12 protein-coding genes are annotated in these 16,866 nt (G+C 37.1%); 9 read left to right on the forward strand and 3 right to left on the reverse strand.

Annotated elements, in window-relative coordinates; genetic code table 11:
* Both OLW01_RS16040 and OLW01_RS16045 read left to right on the forward strand, forming a co-directional pair.
* Entirely contained in the window at nucleotides 1–1,107 is a 1,107-nt protein-coding gene (locus OLW01_RS16040) for a hypothetical protein (protein WP_268076966.1), read from the forward strand.
* 54 nt (nucleotides 1,108–1,161) lie between these two features.
* On the forward strand, nucleotides 1,162–2,016 hold the full coding sequence (locus OLW01_RS16045) for a DMT family transporter (RefSeq protein WP_268076967.1): 855 nt from the start codon (nucleotides 1,162–1,164) through the stop codon (nucleotides 2,014–2,016).
* Nucleotides 2,017–2,263: 247 nt separating this feature from the next.
* On the opposite strand, the gene OLW01_RS16050 is transcribed toward OLW01_RS16045, so the two are convergent.
* Entirely contained in the window at nucleotides 2,264–3,244 is a 981-nt protein-coding gene (locus OLW01_RS16050; RefSeq protein ID WP_268076968.1) for an aldo/keto reductase, read from the reverse strand.
* Between the two features lie 252 nt (nucleotides 3,245–3,496).
* On the reverse strand, nucleotides 3,497–4,963 hold the full coding sequence (locus OLW01_RS16055) for a mannitol dehydrogenase family protein (RefSeq protein ID WP_268076969.1): 1,467 nt from the start codon (nucleotides 4,961–4,963) through the stop codon (nucleotides 3,497–3,499).
* A gap of 325 nt (nucleotides 4,964–5,288) precedes the next feature.
* Here OLW01_RS16055 and OLW01_RS16060 point away from each other — a divergent pair, with 325 nt between their 5' ends.
* Complete coding sequence (locus OLW01_RS16060) at nucleotides 5,289–6,185, forward strand: hypothetical protein (protein ID WP_268076970.1); 897 nt, start codon at nucleotides 5,289–5,291, stop codon at nucleotides 6,183–6,185.
* A 148-nt stretch (nucleotides 6,186–6,333) separates the two neighbouring features.
* Here the strand turns inward: OLW01_RS16060 and OLW01_RS16065 are convergent, their stop codons facing one another.
* A complete protein-coding gene (locus OLW01_RS16065) occupies nucleotides 6,334–7,041 on the reverse strand; it encodes a FadR/GntR family transcriptional regulator (protein ID WP_268076971.1) in 708 nt (235 codons plus the stop codon).
* Between the two features lie 441 nt (nucleotides 7,042–7,482).
* On the opposite strand from OLW01_RS16065, the gene OLW01_RS16070 reads away from it, so the two are divergent.
* From OLW01_RS16070 to kduI, 6 genes are all read left to right on the forward strand, one after another.
* The gene (locus tag OLW01_RS16070) at nucleotides 7,483–10,377 is read left to right on the forward strand and encodes a TonB-dependent receptor (RefSeq protein WP_268076972.1); all 2,895 of its coding nucleotides are present in this window, start codon (nucleotides 7,483–7,485) and stop codon (nucleotides 10,375–10,377) included.
* A 127-nt stretch (nucleotides 10,378–10,504) separates the two neighbouring features.
* Nucleotides 10,505–12,187, forward strand: coding sequence for a glycoside hydrolase family 88 protein (locus tag OLW01_RS16075; protein ID WP_268076973.1), 1,683 nt, complete (start codon nucleotides 10,505–10,507; stop codon nucleotides 12,185–12,187).
* A 1-nt stretch (nucleotide 12,188) separates the two neighbouring features.
* Nucleotides 12,189–13,838: a hypothetical protein gene (locus tag OLW01_RS16080; RefSeq protein WP_268076974.1), complete on the forward strand. Its 1,650-nt coding sequence runs from the start codon at nucleotides 12,189–12,191 to the stop codon at nucleotides 13,836–13,838.
* Nucleotides 13,839–14,303: 465 nt separating this feature from the next.
* A complete protein-coding gene (locus tag OLW01_RS16085) occupies nucleotides 14,304–15,035 on the forward strand; it encodes a FadR/GntR family transcriptional regulator (protein WP_268076975.1) in 732 nt (243 codons plus the stop codon).
* Nucleotides 15,036–15,226: 191 nt separating this feature from the next.
* Nucleotides 15,227–15,994 (forward strand): glucose 1-dehydrogenase, encoded by a 768-nt coding sequence (locus tag OLW01_RS16090; protein ID WP_268076976.1) that lies wholly within the window; start codon nucleotides 15,227–15,229, stop codon nucleotides 15,992–15,994.
* Between the two features lie 29 nt (nucleotides 15,995–16,023).
* Complete coding sequence (gene kduI / locus OLW01_RS16095) at nucleotides 16,024–16,866, forward strand: 5-dehydro-4-deoxy-D-glucuronate isomerase (protein WP_268076977.1); 843 nt, start codon at nucleotides 16,024–16,026, stop codon at nucleotides 16,864–16,866.

Consider the following 16,866-nt stretch of genomic DNA (forward strand, 5'->3'; position numbering starts at 1 on the left):
TTGAATACACTAACAACAACTGAAGATGAATTAAATGAACAAAAAGACACTCGACAAATGTCTTTGTTTTCGATGTTAGATGAGGCTGAAAAAAACTCCGAACAATATTTAGAATATACAAATTCAATTGGTAGCATAGATATTATTCCTCGTTTTTGGCGAGGGAAAAACGCAATCTTTACCAAAGAAGAAGCCGCTAAACGTTCAATAAATTGTACTAATAGCTACACCTTTTCAAATAAAAAGTTCAAAGCCGTTATTTCTCCTGCATTTGTGGTAAGACAAACCAAATCGGGTGAAACAGAGGAAGTATTCGCATACCCTGGTGATCGGGAAGAACTGATTGAAAAAGTGCTATTTTTAATCGCTGCAAAACAAGGTTTAAACCGAGTTAAAGTTGGTAATCAAACACGTTATGGTATTTTCTTTTCACTTTATCAAGTTAGAGAAGAACTAAAAAAAATAAATAAAACAAGAAGTTATGATGCAATTAAGGAATCTTTAACCATATTAAAAGATTCAAGAATTAAAATCATATCGGAAGGAAACGATGGCGTTGATTATACCGTCACTCATGACATATTTAGCGATGCAATTTTAGAAAGTTCAGGTGTTGGGCGTGGTAAAAATCGCTATTGGATTGGTTTTTCAGACTATTTAGTGGGCGAGATTTTAAAGTTAAATTATCGTCAAGTTTTATATAGTCGATTTACTAACTACTCAAGCGCTTTAAGCCGTTTTTTAGACTTATATTTAAGTAATGTTTGGAAAAACGCAACGTACCATGTAGCAACAAAAATTAGTTTAAACCGAATTATGGAAAATTTTGGTAAGAAACAAGTTAAAATTGATTCTAAACGCCGTGATATGCGCCAAGCATTGTTGGATCTAGAAAAAGCAGGCGTGATTAGAAGTGTGCCATATGCACAAAAAACGGTAGATTCTGAAGGAAATGAAGATTATGTTTACGAATTAGAACCAACTAAAAAGTTTGTAGATGAAATCATTAAATCTAATGCGAAACATAAAGGTTTAAAAAAATTAAGTGAAGCAGTTGAACAAGGCAATGCTCATTGGCTAGATGATAAAGGTGTCATGAAAGCATAAACATTTATCATGCTTATATTTAAACACACTCAATATTGCTAATGATAAAATTAAATGTCTAAATTTAAAATTTATATAAATGCTAGTATTGCAATGCTGGCATTTGCTGCTAACTCAATCATTTGCCGACTAGCTCTGCACAACGACACTATTGACCCAGCCAGTTTTACAACAATAAGACTACTCTCAGGCGCTATCATTTTAGTCATCATCACTCAGTTAATTCCTTTAAATAAAACAACGATTAAACCAAAGCAATCTCATGCGTGGATATCCGGCTTAATTTTGTTTATATATGCAGCTACGTTTTCTTTTGCTTATATAAATTTAGCTACCGCAACAGGTGCTTTATTACTTTTTGGTGCCGTACAAAGCTTCTTAATCGCTTATAGCTTGTATTCAAAAGAGCCCTTTACAATAAAACAAGGCATTGGCATTTTAACTGCTATAGCCGGACTTATTTATTTATTTCTACCTCATTTAACATCGCCCTCACTAACTGAAGCTATTTTAATGTTTTTATCTGGTGTTGCTTGGGCTGCCTATACATTACTTGGCAAAAAACAAGGTTCACCCATTAAAAATAATACAGATAGTTTTACTAAAGCTGCCATTATTTCAGTGGTTATGAGTTTATTTTGGCTACCTCAAATCCACCTAAGCACGCTAGGTATTGTATTAGCCATTTCATCTGGCGCAATTGCTTCAGGGCTAGGCTACGCAATTTGGTATTCTGTATTACCGAATTTAAAAGCCAGTAGTGCTGCAAGTATTCAATTAACAGTCCCTATCATTGCGGCTGTAGGTGGCATCATTTTTTTAAGTGAAAATGTAGATCAACGACTTATATTCGCTTCTATTGCCATTTTAGGTGGAGTCGGTTTAAGTTTATTGAACAAAAAAGCCTAAATAGAAGTAACCCTAATTGAACTTAAATAGATTAGGGTTTAATTATCACTCTATAAGCCAAGCTGTTTTATCTTTAGGTAAAAGATAAGGGCAAACTATTTTTTTAGAAAATATCCTGACAAAGTGGCTGATATTAAGCTTAAAATGATATAAAAGTCATATATTAAGCTATATTTATTATTTGATCACTTGGCACGCTCATTATATCAAAGCAATAATAACAAGACGGTTTTATATTTTTTACTACCTAAATACCACCGCGAATATGTTGGCGCACTGTATTTTTATAATAATCCTGTAACCTTTGATCTAAAGTCGGTGCTAAGCTAGGCATATTTGAAATGGCTGCATTGGCATATACCTGCGAGACTTTGGTACAACCTGCAATCAGCGTTGTCACTGCATCTTGATCTAAAATCCAGCGCATAGCTGCTTGCTGTAGTGATAAATCAGCAGGCAAAAATTGTTTAGCTTGCTCTGCTAGTTCAACCCCTTTTTCAAACTGGATCCCATTAAAAGTTTCTCCAACATGAAAAGCATCTCCATTTTGATTATAGTTACGATGATCGCCTTGCTCAAAAACACGATCTTTTTGCATATTGCCCGATAATAAACCGCTGGCTAATGGTAGGCGTGCAATAACCCCTACATTTTTTTGCTTGGCCAATGGAAATATTTGCTCAGTTGCCGTTTGTCTGAAAACATTAAATATAATTTGTAAACTCGTTACTTTGGTATGTTCTAAACAAAATAAAGCTTCATCAAGCATTTCTACACTGGCGCCATAGTGCCTAATTAGCCCCGTTTGTTGCAAAGATTGTAACCAGTTAAAAATTTCGCCATCAAATAACACGTCACGAGGAATACAATGTAATTGCAATAAGTCCAGTGCATCGATGTCTAAACGTTTTAGTGAACCTTCGATATTCGCTTTGACTTTTTCAAAGCTATAGCCGTCAGGAAATAATGCTGCATCTCGGCCTACTTTGCTTGCAATATAAGGTTTTTTGGTTTGCTTTTTTAACCAGTTTCCAATTCGTGTCTCACTTAAACCTGCGCCATAAACATCTGCCGTGTCTAAAAAGTTTATGCCATTGTGCATGCCTGCATCTAAAATATCTTCAGCTGTTTTATTTTCAATTGCGCCAAAATCATTACCCAGTTGCCAGCAACCCAAGCCGACTTCAGATACCGCATAGCCACTATGGCCCAATACTCTTTTTTTCATTTGAATGCTCCCAGATAAGTTATGATTTGAGGGGTAAGTAAATAGATAACATTTTATAAGATATTAAGTTCATTTTAGCTAAATCCAAAATATAGTCAAAATGAATCTAAGGTGGCGTAAATTTAAGTTAAAGCGGATTATTTAATGAGGTGAAATTAGTGTTAGCAGGGGAGGTGAAGGCTGTTAATGTGACAATGATAAACGACCAGAATCGCTGCACTTATCAGCACAACGATTCTTTAAGTTAATTTTTTACGATAGGGCGTTTAAAATATTCTGCTCGTCAGACAACACTTTTTTATAAGCTAAACTAACTTGCTTGATGAGTTCATTATTAATAGCTGACTCTTTTGAAAAGATGCTGCACTGCTGTATAAAGAGTTCAATATCATGGTTAGCATCTTCCCTAAACTGAGCTAACAAGGTGTTAAGTTCAATCGCTATAGGGTCATTAATTTGAGATTTCGCTTGCTGTTTTAAGCGTAAAAAGCGTATCCAGCTGGCAACCACTAAACTTAACAGTGGAGCTGATTTTTTTGATTTTATCCGTTCAATAAGCGGGGTAATGCTGCGAACTGGTACTTTGATTGAGCCATCAAACGCAATTTGTGAAAGGTAGTGTTTGATATTTGGATTTTCAAAACGCTTAATAATCGAATCTGCATATTCGTTTAAATTTAGCTCTTTTGGCGCTTGGATTGTTGATAAAATTTCATCTTGCAATAAGCGCTGCAAAAATGACTTTATTTTGGTGTCGCTCACGGCTTCATAAACCGTTTCATAACCTGCGACACTGCCTATATAAGCCATCGCTGAATGTAACCCATTTAACACTCTTAATTTAGCATGCTCATACCTAGCTACATCCTGAGTAAAGATGACACCAACTTCTTCCCAGTTAGGTAACTCATCTTTAATACAATCTTCAATGACCCATTGAGTAAAGGATTCTCTTTGAACGGGGGCTAAATCCTCAAATCCGAGTTCGGTTTGAATTAGTTTAACGGTTGAATCATCTGTTTGCGGCGTAATACTATCCACCATAGTGCAAGGGAAAGCGACCTTATTTTCAATCCAGTTTGCTAACGCTGGGTCAATTTGGTTAGCAAATTGCGTTACCGCATTTTTTAGTTTTTTTCCGTTATCGGGTAAGTTATCGCATGCAATAATATTGAACGGCTTCAGATCAGATTCAAAACGCAGCTTTAAAGCTTGAACTATGATACCAATAGCCGATTTGGGCGCCGATAAATGATTCAGATCGGCTTGAATGAGTTCATTTTTTATATCTAAATCACCTTTTGGATTTAAACAGTAGCCTTTTTCAGTCACGGTTAACGTAACTAATTTAGTGGAACTTGCGGTTAACCGGTCAAGCACTTGTTCTATTTGCTCCGCAGCGACTAAAACTTCTTTAATGGCGCCAATCACTTGATAGCCAGGGTTTTGATCTATTTCAGCAATGGTGTAGAGGTTATCTTGAGTTGCAAGTGCACTCTGCAACGTTTTATTTCGCATTGATACAGCACAAATACCCCAATCGCCACCAAATTGATTCAAGGCTTGCTCAGTATAAAAAGCTTGATGCGAGCGGTGAAAAGCACCCAAGCCTAGATGTACTATGCCAATATTTAGCTCAGTTCGGTTATATTGTGGCAAACGTAAATTTACAATATTTTTATTTTTTATTTGTTGTAGCGATTGATTATTGAGTTTCATCTTATTCTCCGAATTGACTGAGTTTGATTTACTTAAGCAAAATAAATCACTGAACAGGCTATATTTATTTTATTGGCCTTACCACCCTACATGTTAAACTGAAAGTGAGTTTTTTTCATCTGTTATTTGTTAAATACGCGGGTTTTTGCGTTTTACCCGACATTAATCTGTTTACTAAAAGCAAGATCCACAAATTAAAAGTGTTAATTTGGTAAGGCCACTTTGCTATTTGTTGCATTCTGAGTGGTGTGTGCTAACATCTTGTTAACGTGAGTAGTTGTATGATAGTAAAACAAACAGAAATAGCATAAAGGTGTTGAATTTGATGCGATATAAAAATGAATGGTTGACAGTTTTTAGTTTGGCCTTAATTACTGGATGTGGTTCTAGTGGTGAGAATCAAGATAAAGGTCAAACAGATAACGTAGAGAAACCTGCTGAAATTGTGGTTAGTACCACTAAATTAGAGGCTGATGGTCCTGATACCGGCCTTAATGCTTATCAATTGATTATTGATAAATTTGGCCCTGGTTCGATAGAATCTCCAGATTTATATGAAAGTGATCACCAAACAGATACTCATATTATTGAGCAAACAGATGATATAGTTGGGCCTCATTTTGTGTTTAAGATGCACAAAGAGCAAGATGGAAATAAAGGAGAATATATTGACCGTCAACGAAACGAAATTAAAATTTTTGATCGTTCAGATAACGCTTTAAAAGGTTTTGAGGGTGAAACTTTTGAATATGCTTGGCTGTTTAAAGTAGATTCTCAATTAGAGTTATCTAAAAATTTCTCTCACTTTTTTCAATTAAAAGCAGTAGGCGGTGATAGTAGCCATCCTATTTTGACATTAACCGGGGTTGAAAAAAGTGGTAAAAATACGCTACAAATTCGTTACAGTCCTTATGTTTCAGACCAAATTTTAGTTGCTAAAGACTGGCTTGAGTTTACGGATAAATGGTTGAGTGTGACTTGCCGGGTAACTTATGGCGAGTTTGGCCAATTAACATTTGAAATTAAAGATTATCTTGATGACTCTGTGCTTTTATCTGTTAATAGAACTAACCTTGATTTATGGCGCGGCACTAAAAATAGTGATTTTGTCCGGCCTAAGTGGGGAATTTATCGCTCACTATCAAATAGTGAAAGTTTAAGAGAAGATGAAGAAACAGTCAGATTTGCTAATTTTTCTATTACTGAACTGGTGATTGAATAAGTTAAGACTGAGCTTATAGATTGAAAAGGGAACGGCTTCTTTTCAATCTATGCTGTGTCTAGCCCGCTTTAATCTTTATGGGGGACTTTATTGAAGTTACCTATTTTTTAATGAGTTGGGCATATACGCATGCTTGCAACTATAACGCTTATTTTTCGAAGTGTTTGGCAGCATTCATGGTTGCGTTTTCAATGTGTACTTTCATTGCGTATCTAGCTTTTTCTGGGTTACGTTGCTCAAGTGCAAAAATAATCTTTTTATGATCATCAATAGAAGGATGAACGCCTTCTTTACGAATTTGCTGTAAAAACTTATTACTTAAATCAGAGTTAATACGTAATTGCCATAACCAGTCTATCGTTGCGTAAATGGCACTATTTTGACTTGCCTTAGCTATGATCAAATGAAATTTTCTATCGGCTTGCTCGGAGGCGGTCGGTAACTTTTCTTCTTCTTCCATCTCTTCGATTAATGCTTTTAGTTCGGTAATTTCATCGTCAGTAATCCGAGCTGCTGCCAAAGCGCAAACCTCCGATTCTAAAATATAGCGCATTTCTAAAATTTCAAATGGGCCTATACCTTTATCAGTTAAAACGATATCTTTTTTATCGGCTTTTGCTGAGACATAAATGCCTGAACCTGTTCTGATCTCTATGACTTGTGACAGTTCAAGCGCTATCATTGATTCGCGGATTGTCGGGCGGCTTACTCCTAGCTTTTCTGCCAACTCGCGTTCAGACGGTAATCGGTCACCAGGTTTAAAAACATTGGACTCTATTAAGGATTTAATTTGATCGGCAACTTTGATATAAAGCCTATCTGATTTAATGACTTGAAATTGATTTTCCCCACTCACAGAAATTTTCTCCCAATAATGACTGTTATAAAGGTTTATAGCAGTGAGAATAACTTAAAATTAATCTTACCACTTTACCATAATTTGCGATTAGAACGAATGCTAATCAAAGGTTTATTCACTTAATTACCGTTTTATTTTTGCATTTATCTTAAGTTGATTTAATTGTTATCTAATTACTCCTATCAATTTCTTGATATATAAAATCGTACATCTCTGTTAATTGACTTACCAGTTTACCAATTTCTATTTCAGCAAATAATTAAGCTTTTATTTTGGATTTTTAATGCTTATATTGGTCAATTTATTCCAAAATAAGCGTTTTTTTGTTTTTTTTATGTAAAATATCTTTTAATAACTTGCATTGAATAGGACTTTTGCTATATTGGTAAGGCCACTAGCCGTTAGCGGTGAGATAAATTTAAAACACAGGTACTACACATGAATCATATTAAAAAGTTGTCAACACAAAATGCAGGTTCAAGATCTGTACTAAAGAAAACTTTGTTAGCGAGTATGTTGAGCACATTATTACTTCCATCATACACCATGGCTGCTGAATCCGAAGATGCAGATTCAATTGAAACCATTACAGTGAGTGGTATTGCCGAGTCATATCGTAACGCCATCAATGAAAAGCGAGCAGCTCCTACCATTGTTGATGCTTTATCCAGCTCAGATATAGGTGCGCTACCGGATTTATCGGTTGCAGAAACACTAGAGAGAATTACGGGTGTAACTGGGGATAGATTTAAAGGTAATGCCAGCGAGATATCAATTCGTGGTTTAGGTCCATTCTTGGGGTTTTCTACTGTAAATGGTCGCGCTATTTCATCGGGTAGTGGTAACCGTTCAGTGGCTTTTAGCCAATTTCCATCGGAGTTGGTTAATGGCGTAACTGTATATAAAGCACAAACGGCTGATTTGTTAGAGGGTGGTGTATCAGGCTTAATAGACTTAGGCACTATCAGACCGCTGGATTATGGAAAAGAAAGATTACAAGCTGAAATTAAATTGGCTTACAACCCATATCAAGCTAAGTTTGATGGGGATGACGGTATTGGCCAAAGAAGTTCGCTTTCATACACTAATACTTTTGAAACTGATAATTTAGGTGAAGTTGGTTTTGCGATTGGTTATGCCGGACGACGAACCTCATCACCAGAAGAAAGCTATAATACCAGTTCAACTTTAAGAAACTGTAATTCTGATTATTTATTGGATGGTGGTAGTAATTGTAGTTTCGAAGGTGGAGCAGATGGGAATGCTGCGGCCAACGGAGGAGAAGCTATCGACGGCGATTATTATTTTATCCCTAATTCATTTTATTATCGCCAAATGGAGTCAAAAGAAAAACGAGATGCCGCTATTTTCGCTTTACAATGGCAGCCTAATGAGGATGTTGACGTCAATATTGATGGCCAATGGTCAGATCGTAATTATTTTGAAGACAGACATGATCTTTATTTTGATGATGGACGCCGCCGAATTCATGATTGGGAAACCAATGATGACCATATTTTAACCAGTTACAGCGGTGAGTCGCGTATTAGTAGCTATGGTGAATACCGAGTGCGCGATGAGGAATACAAAGGTTTAGGTGCCAATGTTGAATGGCAAGTTAATGATAATTTTAAGTTAATTGCAGACGCAGCTTATTCAGGCACAGAACGCTGGCAAACCCGAACTTATGCCCGTTTCAGAAGTGACCGTTTATTTTATCAATGGCAAGCTGGCAATGGTGATGACTTTGCCACCGTTAGTAATGTTTATACTGACAACGACGATCCAACTGGTAGCAGTATTGACTGGCTAAGCGAAATTCAAGACTTAAGCTTTTTTGGTGCTAATAGTGAAGCCAGAAGTTACCGTTTTGATATTAAAGATAGTATAAACAGTTATAAACTAGACGGTATTTATACCTTTGACGAAGGTTTTTTCAGCTCAGTTAAAATGGGGCTTGCTTCATCATCACATAAACATCTTAATTACCAAGAGGAGAGTCAAAGTTTTGCAACCCCTTCTGAAAATAACGACGCTGTTGTTGCTCAACTAAAAAGCGACTGTCAAGTTGACTGGCCACAAAGTGATTATGGCGATGATGCCAATAGTCCAGTATCGACTTGGGCTCAATTTGATACTAAATGTGCACATGCTTTAATTCTTGGCGATAATCAACTCGATCCTTCACCTAAAGATCCGACATCAGGCGATATTGACTTGGTGGAAGACGTTACTTCAGTTTATGCCGTGGGTAATTTTGTAACAGAAGTCGGTGATAAATTTTTAACCGGTAATATTGGTTTACGTTATGTCACAACAGATGTTACTTCGCAGGGGATCAGCACAGGTTATAATGTCGTAACAGGCAACAACGGTGCGATTGATTTGGTCTCAAATGGTGATGTTGAATATACGACGTTTAAAAACTCGTATAGTAACTTATTACCTAGTCTTAATTTATCATTGGAATTGAGTGATGATTTAATTTTACGAGGGGCTGTATTTGCTGGTATTTCAAGACCTGATATGTGGTACTTAGGCGCAGGCCGAGACATAGGTATTAATAATTCTGATGAAGATTTTACCACGGTTGAAGATGCGATTGAAAATCAAGTAACTGCTCGCGGTAATCCAAATCTTGAAGCCATTGAGTCAAATAACTATGACCTTAACTTAAGTTGGTATTATGAGTCAGACACTATGTTGTCTGCTGCATTATATTATAAAACCTTTAATGCCAAATTTGGCACAACATCAGCTGATGAAGATATTAGGATTGATGGCCAAACCTACACCACAACGGTTCAAGGGATCCCAGAAGTGCAAGATGAAGACTCATCTATTAAAGGGATTGAGTTAACCGCGATGCATAAGTTTAATTCATTACCAGCTCCGTTTGATGGGCTTGGGATTTCCACTACTTACAATTATGCAGACTCTGATTTTGAAACGCCTGAAGCAGGCGGCTCAATTACTCAGGAAGCACGAGATATGGTTGAACCGGGGAATTTGGCAGGCTTATCTAAGCATAACTTCACTAACCAAGTTTATTGGGAAAGCGATGATATTTCGATTCGATTATCTTACAAATATCGTTCTGAATATTTAAAACCGTTTGGCGCAAATTTAGCTCAAACTAACCGTTTTGTTGATGACACTCAATCTGTCGATTTAAGTACATCATACAAAATACATAAAAACTTTAAGCTTAAATTTCAGGCGCTTAATTTAACCAATGAATCTTATGTAGAGCAACGTGTTGCTTCTGAGTCATATAATAGAATTGAATACTCAGGGGTTAAATATTACGTTGGTTTACAGTACAGAATGTAAATTTAGCTTGATGTTTATTTAATCAATCCTCCAGTTTTAGGCTGGGGGATTTCTTATTTTTATGGCAAATACAAGCAGACGTTTTAGTGCCCTTGGTATTGTTATTATTTTTAGGAAGTTGGCCAATATGAAAAAACGAATTAGTTTATCACTTAGTCTTGCATTCGGCTTGTTAGCTTGCGGTGAGCAAGTAACAAATGAAAATATCAATCCAGTTAAGCCCAAAGCAGTAGCAGAATCGCCGGTTAAGGCAGATTCAATTTTTACTGAAGAAACAGCAAAACAAAACTTAACTTTTATTAAAAATCAGTACCTTAAAATGCTACATCAGATTGATTCTGAATCGGGTGTGGATTATGCAAAAGGTTGTTTGTCGGATGACTTGGTTTGTTATCCAAGAGCGTTAGAGCACGATAAGATATATATGGAAAAACCGGAAAAGTGGACAAATGGTTTTTTCCCTGGAGTGCTTTGGAAGTTATTAGCCGCAAAATCGGATATTCAGAATTTTACGCCAGATGAGCAGCAGACACTATTGAAACAGGCTAAATTTTATCAAGCAGCTTTGATTCCAGAAGCCAAACGAGGTAGCACTCATGATTTGGGCTTTATTTTATATGACTCTTTTGGCGAAGCCATTGATGCCAAAGTTTTATCTGAGCAAGAGTTGAGTTTATATCAGCAAACGTTAGATGAAGGGCGGCGCACGCTAGTGACAAGATTTGATCAGGAAAAAGGCGTGATTAAATCTTGGGATTTTTTGGCCAAGTTTCCGGCGCATTATATAAAAGATAATAAGATTAAAAAAACCTATTTCAATACTCAGGGAACCTGGCAATACCCTGTAATAGTAGACAACATGATGAATTTAGAGTTTTTATTCACAAGTGATAATAAAAATCAGCAAAATATAGCTTATCAGCATGCCAAACAGACGTATCTCAATCATTATTTTTATCAGGACAATGATGTAAATAAAGATTATCCGATTGCGTATCACGTTTATGATTATGCCTCAGATAAGCCGGGGAACTGGCAAGGTTTAGGGAATGTATCCGCTTGGGCAAGAGGTCAAGGTTGGTCGCTGTATGGCTTTGTTACTGTGTTAGAGTTTTTTAAACAACAAGCTCCAGAGTTAACCGATTTACCTGATTTTGAACAGCATGTTGAAAAGCTAGTGCGTTCAGTAGAGCGTCTAATGGCAACTCAAAATGCTTATGTGCCTGATTGGGATTTTTTTGCCGCGGCAGATAACGCACAACAATTGGCGGAAAACCAATCAAAAAACACTTTGGTATACCATAGAGTGTTAGATTTATGCGATTTTGAAATTGCCGATAATATACTACCTTATAAGGGTTATCGTCCGATCCAGTTTTCAGCCGATTTATTAGCGGAATCAGATTTAAATAAACTAAGCCAATTAACCTCTGTCTACCATGAACCTTTTGTGCAGGGTGAGATGATAGCGCCTTGTGGTACTCAGGCTTATCAAGATCTAGGCACTCATATCCCTAAAGATAGCTCGGCCGCAGCATTAATGGCCGCTGCATTATATCGTTTGGCGCAAATCACCGAATCAGCCAGCAAAAAAACGCATTATATTGAATTTGCTGACAAAATAATGAATGAGCTAAGCAATCAATACCTAACCTCTAAAACGCAAAATAAAAGCTATCAGCAAGGCTTTGTATTAACTCATGCGACGGGTAATTTACCCAATGGCAGTGAAATAGATACCGCTATTGTTTATGCGGATTTTTATTTTTTAGAAGCTAATATGCGTAAATTAGCTTTAGCAGGAGAGTAAAATGAAATATGGTAAATTAAATACTTGGTTGCTCTGTGCTAGCTCAATGTGTTTAAGCTTAAGTGCTGCGGCAACAAAGCTAGAAACGTATTACCCTGATTATTCTTATGCGGGTTATCAAAATAGTGAAGCTGAACCCAATACGGCTCATTGGAAAGTGATTAATGTGGATGATGAAGGCTTAACCGCTAATGATGGTTTAGATGATACGCAGGCATTAAAAAAGCTGATTGCGTCATTAGCCTCATCAGATGAACCTGTTATTTTACAATTTAATGCGGGACGGTATATTTTATCTGACATTATCTTTATCAAACGCAGTCAATTACTGATTAGAGGAGTGGGGACCGCAAGCGATAATGCACTGGCGACTGAGTTTTATTTTCCAAGGCCGTTAATGTATGCCCCACAGCCTCAAGAGTTTGACGAGCTCGCTGAATATTTAGTTAAATTTAATAAAGTGCAGAAAGAAAAAAAGCACAATATTAAATTGCCATACTCACTCTATTCTTGGTCTGGTGGCTTTTTTTGGACAGCAGCACCGGGTGATCGCTCAAAAGCTTATCTGGCCGAATATGATAAACAGCCAACCCCGTTGGCCTTGATTGAAGAGACTAACGCCGGCGTTAAAACCTTTAAGGTGGATCAGGTTGAACAATTAAAGGTTGGGCAGGTTGTGCAAATTAATTGGTATAATAAATCAGGTAAAAATGGTTCATTATTAAACACCTTGTATGGCGATAAACTGGACAACATAGGTTCACACCACTGGAACTTTCCAGATAGAGCGTTATCGCGCCAGCAAACAGAAATTGTCAACATTAAAGGCAACCAAGTCACAATTAAAACGCCTTTAATTCATCCGGTAAAAGCACAATGGCAAGTGAGTTTAACTAACTGGAATCATATTCATAATGTAGGGTTTGAGCAGTTTAAAATAACTTTCCCTGAGCACCCGTATGTGGCACATCATGTGGAGCCTGGCTTTAATGGTATTTATTTAACCGGTTTATATAATGGCTGGGTGAAAGATGTGCAAATTACTGATGCAGATAGCGCGATATTAACTGAAAAAGCCGCCAACATTACCATTGAAAGGGTGCAAACAAAAGGTAAAAGTTTAGCCCATTATTCAGTACAAATGGGAGGTGTTCACCATGTATTGGTGAAAGATCTGATTGTTAAAAACCCAGTTATGCATCCACTTAGCTTTAATACATTGGCGAATAATAATGTCTATTTAAATTCAGTGGTTGAGCAAGTGCCCGTGCTTGATCAGCACTCAGGCGCCAATCATCAAAATTTATTTGATAATATCACGGTTTATGCTGACCTTGAAAAAGGACAAACCAGTTACCCGCTGTTTAAAGGGGGCGGTGCTGGTTATTGGAAACCATCACATGGTCGTTATTCCACATTTTGGAACATCTCTGTGGTATTTAATAGCCGACCTGAAACGACTCAGCCCATTATTTTAAATGGGATGAAAGATGGTCCGGATGCTCGTTTAATTGGCGTTCATGCTAATTTACCTGTTGAAATTAGCTATGGCCCTGATGCCATTATTAAACACACGGGTGAGTATTATCAGGCGATACCTTCGTTGTTTCAGTATCAATTGCAACAGCGTTTAAAGGGTCAATCGAGATAATCTTCTTGTAGTCATATAGGTTAATAAGGCAGGGCGTTATCAAGCACGCCTTGCTATTTCGGGCACACTAAAAATTAAGCTCAGCAGATTGAATTTTAATTTAATCATTAATCACAAACTTTTTATCTAAAGTGCAGCTAAGAAAGCAAAAGTTGAAGGTTATTAAATAACCACCTAAACAAAGGTGGTTATTTTTAATGATAACTTGTATGATAACTGATAAGTTGGTAATAAAATGTCATCAGATTGAAGATGATTACGACTAGGCTAAAAGATAAATTGCGTTTGTTGTGAAGTTAAAATACGATATCTCGGGTTTAATCTCGTATTTTTGATGGGCTTAAAGCCTAAACGATAAAACATCAAGCGTATTTTTTTGTAAAACAGATGAGCTTAATACTTGAATTCAAGTTATGTTAAAGCAGAATGTTTTACGGGAATTAAATAAAATAAAGAGAATTAAATTTGCAGTCACAAGCTTTTTCAAAACTGAGCCGAACTTATAATTTAACCACAGAGTTGGCTGATTTATTACGTCAAAGAATTACCTCAGGCCAGTACACTGTCGGCCAAAAGTTGCCGTCTTCTAAATATATAGAAACGCAGGCAGGCGTAAGCCGAAGTGTTGTGAGGGAAGCCGTTGCTCAGTTAAAAGCCGAAGGCATATTAACCAGTAGGCAAGGCGTTGGGGTGTTTGTTGCGGAAAAGCCTGCTGATAATGCATTTAAAATTAATGCCTCAGAGTTTGCCTGTATTTATGATGCAATTAAAATTTTAGAATTGAGAAAAGCGGTTGAAACCGAAATGTGTGCAATGAGTGCCCAAAAACGGACCTCGGCACAATTAGCTAAAATAGAGGCTAGTTTCGACATGATTAGCCAAAAAAATCAGCAAAAACTAGACTCTATTCAAGAAGACTTTGCGTTTCACAAAGCCATTGCAGAAGCGGCCGATAACCCTTACTTTTTACGTTTTATTGAATTTATTGGCGCTGGTGTTGTGCCTGCACGAGAGATAGTCACCCAAGGGGTTGATACTCAGGTTTCTGACTATATTGAATTAATACAAGCTGAGCATGAGCAAATTGTTCGGGCTATTAGGTTAAAAGATAAAGACTTTGCCCGTGCGGCGATGAAAGCGCATTTAGATAACAGCATTGAACGCCACCGGGAAATAATTAACCTCAACTCGGGTTAAGGTTACTTAAACAAGCTGAGCTGGAGCGTTAATTTCAGCTGAAGTAGATTCATCCTATTAGGGCTTAATCTATAATAGAAGTTACATTAGCAGTCATATTAGAATTAACATAAGCAAACCTAAGTTGTACATAGTTTGCACTATTTTAACTTGTCATATAACATGACATCTAAAGGTAATTGGAGTTATCAATGTCAACATTCGATTTATTTTCAGTCACAGATAAAGTGGTATTAGTAACCGGTGCAAGCCGAGGTATTGGTAAAGCATTAGCTGTAGGTTTTGCTAAAGCAGGTGCAAAAGTGATTTGTGCCGCGTCAAGAGAAGGTGGCACAGCTGAAACTGAAGCTGAAATTAAAGCACTTGGCGGAACAGCTGCCGGGGTTTTTGCTGATTTATCTGATCATCAAGCCGTTGAAAAAATGGCAAATGATGCGTTAGCTATTTTTGGCAAAATAGATGTACTAGTGAATAACGGTGGCACGATTGCAAGATACCCAGCAGCAGAATTTCCATTTGCTGAATTTCAAAAAGTAATTGATGTTAACTTAAATTCATTGTTTTTATTAAGCCAAATTGTAGGTAAATCTATGTTGGCACAAGGCTTTGGTAAAATCATTAATACGGCATCAATGCTATCTTATACTGGTGGCTTAACGGTGCCAGCTTATACTGCTAGTAAACACGCGGTTGCCGGGGTCACTAAAGCCTTAGCAAACGAATGGGCAAGCCAAAATATACAGGTTAATGCAATTGCACCGGGTTATTTTGCAACGGACAATACGCAAGCGTTAAGAGATAACCCAGAGCGAAACCAAGAAATTAAAAAGCGCATCCCATCAGGCGAGTGGGGACAGCCTGAGCAATTAGTGGGTGCAGCAATATTTTTAGCGAGTGAAGCCAGTAATTATGTTAACGGTCATATCTTAGCCGTTGATGGTGGCTGGTTAGCTAGATAATTATTTAACAAATTTTAGAGGTATTAAAAATGAGCACGCAATACGAAACGCGCTATGCAATTGGCGCAAATGAAGCAAAAGCATTTGATACAGAACAATTAAGAAGTAACTTTTTAATTGAAGATTTATTTAAACCAAATGAAATTAAGTGGGTATACACTCACTACGATCGTCATATGGTAGGCAGCGCCTTGCCAGCAGATAAGCCGTTAACATTAGACAGCATTGATTCACTAAAAAGTCAGTGGTTTTTATCACGCCGCGAGCTAGGTATTATTAATATCGGCGGTGAAGGCACGGTTGAAGTTGATGGTGAAGTTTATACTTTAGGTAATAAAGAAGCGCTTTATGTTGGCGCTGGCGACAAAAATGTGGTTTTTGCAAGTAAAGATGCAAGCAACCCAGCTAAATTTTATATGAACTCTGCAGCGGCTCATCATGCATTTCCAGATAAAAAAGTCACTAAAGCTGATGCAAACGTATTGAAACTAGGCAGTAAAGAAACGGCCAATGAGCGTGAAATTAATCAATTATTAATTCATAGTGTCGTTCAAACTTGCCAGTTACAAATGGGTTTAACCGTACTTAAACCGGGTAGTGTTTGGAACACCATGCCGTGTCATCAGCATGATAGACGTATGGAAGCTTATTTATATATCGACCTACCAGAAGATCAAGCGGTCGCTCATTTTATGGGTGAACCTCAGCAAACTCGCGTAATGTGGGTTAAAAATGAGCAAGCCATAGTATCACCACCTTGGTCAATTCATAGTGGTGCGGGTACTTCAAACTATGCCTTTATCTGGGGCATGTCAGGTGAAAACTTAGATTACGATGATATGGACAAATATGGTCCGGCCGAAATTCGTTAA

The sequence above is a fragment of the Catenovulum adriaticum genome (assembly GCF_026725475.1).
GTDB lineage: Bacteria > Pseudomonadota > Gammaproteobacteria > Enterobacterales > Alteromonadaceae > Catenovulum > Catenovulum adriaticum.